Here is a 2,408-nt window from a genome sequence, read left to right as displayed (position 1 = left end):
GGGCGAGATCGCCGCCGCCCGCGGGCAGACGGTCGCGCAGCTGGCGCTGGCGTGGGCGCTGCGCGACCCGCGGATCACCTCGGTGCTCGTCGGCGCCTCCAGCCCCGAGCAGCTGGAGGCCAACGTGACCTGCGTGGACCGGCTCGACTTCACCGACGGGGAACTGGCCGCCATCGAGCAGGCCGCCAAGGACGCCGGGATCGACGCCTAGCGGTCATGGCGCCGGCGCGGCTACGCGAGGACGATCGTCACCGTCTCGGCACGGGCCGCCGGGTCGTCGGGCCATTCGATGGTCCAGCGGCGGCCCGGCCGCGTCCGGGCCGGTCAGTTCGGAGGTTGACCAGGCCAGGGACGCCGGGCCGGCGGCGTCGCGCAGGTGGCGCGGCCGCGTTCCAGGCGGGCGAGCAGGTCCGTCCCGAAGCCGAGGTGGCAGGGATGGTCGCAGGTCCGCACGAACGTGCCGAGCTCGTGCTGGGGCGCGAGCGACGGCGGCTCCGCCCGTCTCTCGGTGTCGGCGCGCCGGGGCGTCCTAGCGCGGAAGGGACTCCGTCAGCGTCCGGGCCGCCTGCGTGACCAGCTTGCCGTACTCCGGCCTGAGCCCGTCCGGCATGCGGCTGGCCGGCGTGGACACGCTGAGGCTGGCGATCGGGCCGTCCGGCCCCAGGACGGCGGAGGCGACGGCGGCGATGTCGGAGCGCCACTCGCCGCGGTTGTCCGCGTAGCCGCGGGCCCGCACCTCCGCCAGCTCGGCGCGCAGCCGCTCCGGGTCGATGATCGTGGTGTCGGTGTAGCCGGGCAGCTCGGTGAGCGGCCGGTCCAGGTGGGCGAGCACGGCCTTGCCGTTGGCCGAGGCGTGCAGCGGCAGCCTGATGCCGAGCGGCAGCACGATGCGCAGCGGCTTGTCGGTCTCCAGCCGCTCGATCAGGACGACCGCGTCCCCTTCGGGGACCATGAGGTGGATGGTCTCGCCGGTGCGCTGGCGCAGCTCCTCCATGACCGGCAGCGCCGCGTCCCGCAGCCCGAGCTCGGCCCGCCGCCCCACCTGCAGCGCCTTGCTGGTCACCTGCCACCGGGTGACCGCGCCCCCGGCCGGCCTGATCCATCCGGCCTCGTGCAGCGTCCGTAACGAGCGCTGCACGGTGCTCTTGGGCAGGCCCAGCCCGCGGGCCAGCTCGCCGACGCCGGCGGGCTGGCGTACGGCGACCTCTTCGAGCACTCGGAGGGCGTTGATCACGTTCTGCATCCATTGACTCCTCTGCGGGCTGAAATCTAATGTAAATGAACCGCAACACGGCACGATGTGCCGTGACACGGCACAGAGGAGCGTTACCGACGTGGGCCGCCACTTCCTGCAGATCCCAGGACCGACCAACGTCCCCGATCGGGTGTTGCGTGCCATCGCCCGGCCTACCATCGACCATCGCGGCCCCGCCTTCGCCCGGCTGGCCCGCGAGCTGCTCGACCGGCTCAAGCCCGTCTTCGGCACCCGCCACGACGTCGTCGTCTACCCGTCGTCGGGGACGGGGGCGTGGGAGGCGGCGCTGGTCAACACGCTCTCGCCGGGCGATCGGGTGCTGGCGTTCGAGACCGGGCACTTCTCGACGTTGTGGTGCGAGATGGCCACCCGCCTGGGGCTCGTCGTCGACCTCGTGCCGGGCGACTGGCGGCACGGCGCCGACCCCGCCGCGATCACCGATCTCCTCACCGCCGAGCACGCCGCGGTCATGGTGGTGCACAACGAGACCTCGACCGGGGTACGCAGCCGCATCCCGGAGATCCGCGACGCCATGGACGCGACCGGGCATCCAGCGTTGCTGCTGGTGGACACGATCTCGTCGCTGGGCTCGATGGAGTACCGGCATGACGACTGGGGCGTGGACGTGACCGTCGGCTGCTCGCAGAAGGGCCTCATGTTGCCGCCCGGCATCGGGTTCAACGCCGTCGGGCCGAAGGCCCTGGCGCGCCGGGGGCGGCTGCCGCGCTCGTACTGGGACTGGGATCCGATCATCGCGGCCAACCGGCAGGGCTTCTTTCCGTACACGCCGCCCACCAACCTGCTGTACGGGCTGCGCGAGGCGCTGATCATGCTGGAGGAGGAGGGCCTGCCGCGGGTGTTCGCCCGGCACGACAGGCACGCCGAGGCGACGCGGCGGGCCGTGCGGGCGTGGGGACTGCAGGTGCTCTGCGCCGACGAGCGCGAGCACTCCAGCAGCCTGACGGCCGTGCTGATGCCCGACGGGCACGACGCCGACGCGGTCAGGAGCCTCATCCTGGAGCGGTACGACATGTCGCTCGGCACCGGGCTCGGCCGGCTGGCCGGCCGCGTGTTCCGGATCGGCCACCTCGGGCACTTCAACGACCTGATGCTGGCGGGGACGCTCGGCGGGGTCGAGATGGGGCTGCTGGGG

3 protein-coding genes are annotated in these 2,408 nt (G+C 73.0%); 2 read left to right on the top strand and 1 reads right to left on the bottom strand.

Going from position 1 to position 2,408, the window contains the following annotated elements:
• Window positions 1-211, top strand: a 211-nt coding sequence (locus ETD86_RS53950; protein ID WP_211370931.1) for an aldo/keto reductase, incomplete at its 5' end; no start/stop codon positions are given.
• Window positions 212-529: 318 nt separating this feature from the next.
• Here the strand turns inward: ETD86_RS53950 and ETD86_RS53945 are convergent.
• Window positions 530-1,243 (bottom strand): IclR family transcriptional regulator, encoded by a 714-nt coding sequence (locus ETD86_RS53945; RefSeq protein ID WP_138674322.1) that lies wholly within the window; start codon window positions 1,241-1,243, stop codon window positions 530-532.
• Between the two features lie 91 nt (window positions 1,244-1,334).
• On the opposite strand from ETD86_RS53945, the gene ETD86_RS53940 reads away from it, so the two are divergent.
• Window positions 1,335-2,408: pyridoxal-phosphate-dependent aminotransferase family protein (locus ETD86_RS53940; RefSeq protein WP_246149537.1), on the top strand; the 1,074-nt coding region annotated here is incomplete at its 3' end.

The organism is Nonomuraea turkmeniaca, from assembly GCF_005889735.1.
Lineage (GTDB): Bacteria > Actinomycetota > Actinomycetes > Streptosporangiales > Streptosporangiaceae > Nonomuraea > Nonomuraea turkmeniaca.
This window is presented reverse-complemented; position numbering and strand designations above follow the sequence as displayed.